The sequence below is a fragment of the Bacillus hominis genome (assembly GCF_018332515.1).
Lineage (GTDB): Bacteria > Bacillota > Bacilli > Bacillales > Bacillaceae_G > Bacillus_A > Bacillus_A hominis.
This window is the reverse complement of the sequence record NZ_BOQD01000425.1, coordinates 1-6,144: the sequence shown is the minus strand read 5'-3', so window position 1 is coordinate 6,144 and position 6,144 is coordinate 1. Positions and strand designations below refer to the sequence as shown.

Genomic DNA, 6,144 nt, shown 5'->3' with positions numbered 1-6,144 from the left:
ATCGCCTTGTTTAACATTTGTACAATTAATCTACGTATTAAGCTTAATAAGCTAAAAAGCATGAATGAATCATTATTTTTATTATAGAGTTATAGTTACCAAACGTTTTTCAACACTATTTTACCTATTGCTTTATTCGACTCCAAATACTCATGTGCTTGTGCAACTTCATCAAACGTAAAAGTTTTAGAATCTAGCAATGGTCGAAGTTTTCCTTCTTCTACTATTTGAGTTATTTTATTTAAGATTTCTCCGCAATCATTACGCTTATCTGTATGTAATATTTTTAACGCCATAAAAGTAACGTGCAGAGAGAGTCCTTTTGCATGTAAAGGAGAGAGGTCATGGGTTGAACGAGCTGCAATTGTTACGACAGTTCCATTGACTGCGGCAGCTTCAAAAGAATTATCGAGATTTTTGCCACCTACCGTATCAAATATAACTTCAAATCCGTTGGCATTCGTATGTTTTTGAACATATTCTTGAACAGATTCTTCTTTATAATTAATAGCTATGTCGGCTCCTAGACGATGAGCTATTTCCATTTTATTTTGCTGAGAAGCTGTCGTGAAAACTTTAGCACCTGCCCATTTAGCTAGTTGAATGGCAACGTGTCCTACGCCACCAGTAGCCCCATGAATGAGTATGTTTTGACCTGATTTAATATTTGCACGATCAAATAAAGATTCCCAAGCGGTAATTGCAACTAATGGCAAGACAGCTGCTTCTTCCATTGTTAAATTTTTTGGTTTGTGAGCAATCAACCGTGCATCAGCAAGCATAAATTCTGCAAGTGCACCACCAGTAGTTCCTTTGAAACCTCCGGCACACCCATATACTTCATCGCCAGGTTTGAATTTCGAAACACCTTCGCCTACTTCTATAACAATACCTGCTACATCCCCGTGTAATATAGCTGGAAATTCAGGAGCAACTGATGAAACAGCGCCACTGCGCATTTTCGTATCAATTGGATTTACACTTGTCGCTTTTACATGGATTAGAACGTGTCCTAGTAAAAGTTTCGGTTTTGAAAACTCTTCTAATTGAAATACAGATGAATCCCCAAAAGAATGGATGATTTGTGCTTTCATTGTTTATTACCTCCTGTTCGTGGTTATAGCATAGCAAAGTATAAAAAATAAGTATAATATTATGAATTTGGCTAGTGAGAATCTTATATAAAGAAGAGGAAAGTGTGTGAAATAATGTAACGCACTTGCAAAAGCAACTGTAAAGCTTTTTGAAGAAAGGGTAGCCGTTATTTTTGCAGCATGATTTATTAATTACGTTTATTATTACTCACTTATTATAGGTACTTTAAAGTGCCTACATCACTTTAAAGTACGTACTGTTATTAATGTTATGACCGTTTTATAATGACATTCGTAGCACAAAGTTATAACGATTACGTTTTAGGTATTACGATTACAATCGTTTTTTATTTAGACAAAACTGCAGCAATGTGGTGTTAACAGGATTAAGTATGAATTTTGAGAAGAAAGACCAAAAGTAAAGAAAATTATAGATTTATATGAATGAAGGAAAGTGAGTGAAACACATGGAAAAGTTTGCGAATCATTTTGGATATAATCGTATGTTTGCGAAAGATCGACTTACATTAGGAGTTCACATTCCGATTGAAAATTATCAGTTTCATGCACCAACAATGGAAAAACAAGTAGAACTGGTACAAAAAGCGGAACAATATGGTTTTACAGGCGTATGGCTTCGAGATGTTTTGCTGCAAGACCCTGACTTTGGCGATCCTGCAACAGGTCAAATTTACGATATGATGATTTATTTGACGTATTTAGCAAGCAAAACAGAGAAAATCGCATTTGGAACGTCGGCAACTGTATTATCACTTCGCCATCCGCTACGTGTGGCGAAAGAAATTGCGACATTGGATCAACTATTTCCAGAAAGAATTATGCTCGGCGTTTCATCCGGTGACCGACGTGCCGATTTTAAAGCGTTAGGTGTTAGTCATGAAACAAGAGGTGAAAAGTTTAGAGAAGCGTTTGCTTACTTGGAAGAGATTTTGTATAAAAACTTCCCATCTATCCAGTCGACACTAGGAGAAGTGCATGGTGCAAATTTAGTTCCAAAACCGTCTAAGCATGTTCCAACCTTTATTACAGGTTTTAGTCAGCAAAATATGGAATGGTTCGCTGAACATGGAGATGGATGGATGTATTATCCACGTAGTCCGGTACATCAGGCGGCAGCAATTGGACAATGGAGAGAACTAGTAGAGGATTATCATCCGGATGTATTCAAACCATTTATACAGCCGATGCATTTAGACTTATCTGAAGATCCAAATGAACGCCCTACACCAATCCGTTTAGGTTACCGTACAGGACGTAAGGCACTAATTGAATTGCTTGATATATACCGAAGTATTGGTGTGAATCACTTATTCCTTGCTCTATTTGATGGTAAACGCCCGGCTGACGAAGTATTGGATGAGCTAGGAGAAGAAGTACTACCTCATTTCCCTGCATTGTAAAGGAGTGGAAAGAATGAAAGCAATAGGACTTATGCAATATGGAGATAAAAATGTATTACAAGAGATGGAAATGAACAAGTAATGGATTCAATGACATTTCTTTTATTCGGAGCGACGGGGGATTTAGCGAAACGAAAAATTTACCCTGCTTTATACAAACTATTTAGTAATCAAAATATACCGCAATCTATTTCTATTATCGGTATTGGCAGAAGGGTAATGTCAGATGTGGAATTTCAAACAAAGGTAGAACAATCCCTTGCTACATTTTCTAGAGTATCTACTGATGACGAATCAGGAGTAGAAGAATTTATTAGCACATTTCGTTATTGTCAATTAGATACAGCGAATATAGAGGACTATCAAGATTTGTTGAGTCTTGTAAAGAGGCGTGAAACAGAATTAAACATTCCTAAAAACCGCATGTTTTACCTATCTGTTGTACCAGAAGTATTTGATGTAATTGCTTTAAATATTAAGGAAAGTGGATTGTGGGCCACAAAAGGATTGAACCGTCTTATTATAGAGAAGCCTTTTGGTCATAGTTTAAAATCTGTTCGCGAGTTAAATACAAAGTTAATTAAAGGTTTTGATGAAACTGATATTTATTGTATTGATCATTATCTTTGAACATGAATGGTAACTAGGAATACACAAAATAAGTATTACGAAATAAAAAATCTTTAATTCGAGGTATATTTATTGACGGTCATAATTTATGTAGTTAATATACTAGACATAAGGTTATTTGATTACTAAAAGTAATTAGATAAATATTTTTTCGTTAAATCTAATAAATAAGTAAAATGCAGTAGAAATGCTTTGAATTGCCACTATTAATATTGGGGACAATGAGAGAGCGAAAGGTATAAAAAGAATTGGAATTAGATAACTCTTTGTTTTTTATAAAAACAGGAAGTATAAGAGTATGAGCTTTTGTACAATTCATTTTTAGTATATTGACCAGGATTATACAACAAGAGGGGGACTAAAATTGGAATCAATGACCTTTGTTTTATTTGGAGCGACAGGGGACTTAGCGAAACGAAAAATTTACCCCGCACTATATAACTTATATAGAGATCAAAAGCTTCCAAAGCAAATATCTGTTATCGGGCTTGGAAGACGTCAAGTATCTCATGAGGATTTTCAAAAAAGAATAAAAGAATCAATAGAGACGTTTTCCCGTCATAGGGAAGAAGGTACTCCAGAACTTGAAGGTTTTTTAGATAATTTTCGCTATTGTCCATTAGATGTGAGTAAGCCGGAAGACTATGAGAGGTTATTACAAGTCGTTCGTGAAAGGGAAGAAGAACTACATATAAAAGGTAATAGAATGTTCTATCTTTCAGTTGCTCCTGAATTTTTCGAGACAATCGCTTTAAATATTAAGGAAAGCGGACTTGATAGAACAGATGGATGGAAACGTCTAATGATTGAGAAACCGTTTGGGCACGATCTTAAATCTGCGCGTGAACTTAATGATAAGCTTAGTCGAACGTTTGAAGAAGACGAGATATACCGTATAGATCATTATTTAGGTAAGCCGATGATTCAAAACATTGAAGCACTAGAATTTGCAAATCCTGTTCTTCAATCGATTTGGAATAAAGAACATATAGCGAATGTACAAATCACAGCGAGTGAAACAGTTGGGGTTGAAGAAAGGGCAGGATATTATGATCAGGCTGGAGCCATTCGAGATATGGTTCAAAATCATATGTTACAAATATTAATGATGACTGCTATGAATCTGCCGGAAAAAATTAACGCATGTGAAATTCGAGAGGAAAAGCGAAAGGTAATGGAAACGCTTCGTAAAGTGAAAAAAGAAGACGTTCAGAACCATATCATTCGTGGACAATATGCTTCAGGAGAGATAAATGGTCAACAAGTTGTAGCGTATAAAGAGGAGCCAGGAGTAAATCCTTCTTCTAACATAGACACATTTGTTGCTGCTCGTTTATGGATCGATAATCCGTTTTGGACTGGCGTTCCATTTTATATACGAACAGGTAAACGAATGAAAGAAAAGTCTACTCGTATTGTAATCGAATTTAAAAATACGTTAAAACAGCAATATCAAGATAATAATCCAAATACAGAGCCTAATTTGTTAATCATTGAAATTAGCCCGAGTGAAAATGTTTCACTGCAATTAAATAGTAAAAATCCATTGAAAAATGGAGAACTTGAACCGATTCGTATTCATTTTACTTGTGAGCAAACAGGAGTGGGCATACCGGAAGCATATGAAAGACTGATCTATGATGCTGTATGTGGTGATTCTACATTCTTTGCACACTGGAAAGAAGTCGAATTGTCATGGGAATGGGTACAGCCAATTCTTGAAGCATTCGAGGAAAACATATTGCCTCTTCATGATTACGAGTCGGGCTCATATGGTCCAGATGCGGCGAATGCTCTATTACAAGAAAGTGAATTTAAGTGGTGGTTAGATGAGGAATTGAAAAAATAAGTACGTTCTTAAAAGAAGGTGTTTAAAGTGACGTTTACTATTGCAATATGTGTAGCTTTAGGAGCTGGAGCTAAGGTCATGCATTTACGACAGAAAATGTTGTCTAATACGTAAAAGTTATATGAGAAAAAGGTGTTCATGATTTTAGTGATATGTATTTATGATAAAGGGTAATTTAAGGAGGAATTATATTATGAAAGTAGGATTAATTGGCTTAGGTAAAATGGGATTGAATTTAGGGAAAAATTTAATTGATCATAAACATGAAGTAGCAGCATTCGATTTAAATACGAGTGCAGTGGAAGAAATGAAAGAGTATGGGGCTACAGGTGTATCTAGTTTAAATGAACTTGTTCAGTCATTACAATCACCAAGAATTCTTTGGGTTATGGTTCCGCACGCTGTTGTTGATTCTGTTATTGATGAGGTTACACCATTGCTTTCAAAAGGAGATATTTTAATTGAAGCGGGTAATTCACATTATAAAGAGTCTATTCGCAGGTATGAGCAATTAAAGAAAGATGGTATTCACTTTATGGATGCAGGAACTTCTGGCGGAATGGAAGGCGCTCGTAATGGTGCTTGTTACATGATCGGAGGAGATCAAGAAGCTTGGGATATCGTTGAACCTATCTTCCGTGATACTGCTGTAGAAAATGGATACTTATACGCTGGAAAAGCTGGTAGTGGTCACTTCTTAAAAATGATTCACAACGGAATTGAATACGGTATGATGGCTGCTATTGGTGAAGGATTTGAGGTTTTAGAAAAAAGTGAATTTGACTACGATTATGAAAAAGTATCAAGAGTGTGGAATAACGGTTCAGTAATCCGCTCATGGTTAATGGAATTAACTGAAAATGCATTTTCTAAAGATGCAAAACTGGATGAAATTAAGGGAGTTATGCATTCTTCTGGTGAAGGGAAATGGACAGTAGAAACAGCATTAGACCTTCAAACAGCAACTCCTGTTATCGCAATGTCTCTATTAATGCGCTACCGCTCATTAGACAATGATACATTTACAGGGAAAGTTGTAGCAGCTCTGCGCAATGAATTTGGCGGACATGCAGTCGAAAAGAAATAAAGTGAAACTTTAATCAGTGGGGGTTCTTTATTCACCACTGATTATTAGCCTTCACCAATCGGG

Annotated in this window: 5 protein-coding genes; 4 read left to right on the top strand and 1 reads right to left on the bottom strand. The window is 35.9% G+C overall.

Annotation, left to right across the window (positions count from 1 at the left end; translation table 11 throughout):
- Positions 1-95: 95 nt before the first annotated feature.
- A complete protein-coding gene (locus tag KI356_RS25985) occupies positions 96-1,094 on the bottom strand; it encodes a zinc-dependent alcohol dehydrogenase family protein (protein ID WP_128280636.1) in 999 nt (332 codons plus the stop codon).
- 467 nt (positions 1,095-1,561) lie between these two features.
- Here KI356_RS25985 and KI356_RS25980 point away from each other — a divergent pair, with 467 nt between their 5' ends.
- The 4 genes from KI356_RS25980 to gnd all read left to right on the top strand — a co-directional run bounded on the left by KI356_RS25980 (position 1,562) and on the right by gnd (position 6,081).
- Entirely contained in the window at positions 1,562-2,515 is a 954-nt protein-coding gene (locus KI356_RS25980; RefSeq protein WP_128280696.1) for an LLM class oxidoreductase, read from the top strand.
- Between the two features lie 81 nt (positions 2,516-2,596).
- On the top strand, positions 2,597-3,145 hold the full coding sequence (locus tag KI356_RS25975) for a glucose-6-phosphate dehydrogenase (RefSeq protein ID WP_128280635.1): 549 nt from the start codon (positions 2,597-2,599) through the stop codon (positions 3,143-3,145).
- Between the two features lie 364 nt (positions 3,146-3,509).
- Complete coding sequence (gene zwf / locus KI356_RS25970; protein WP_212936887.1) at positions 3,510-4,994, top strand: glucose-6-phosphate dehydrogenase; 1,485 nt, start codon at positions 3,510-3,512, stop codon at positions 4,992-4,994.
- Between the two features lie 193 nt (positions 4,995-5,187).
- On the top strand, positions 5,188-6,081 hold the full coding sequence (gene gnd / locus KI356_RS25965; protein WP_212936886.1) for a phosphogluconate dehydrogenase (NAD(+)-dependent, decarboxylating): 894 nt from the start codon (positions 5,188-5,190) through the stop codon (positions 6,079-6,081).
- Positions 6,082-6,144 lie beyond the last annotated feature (63 nt).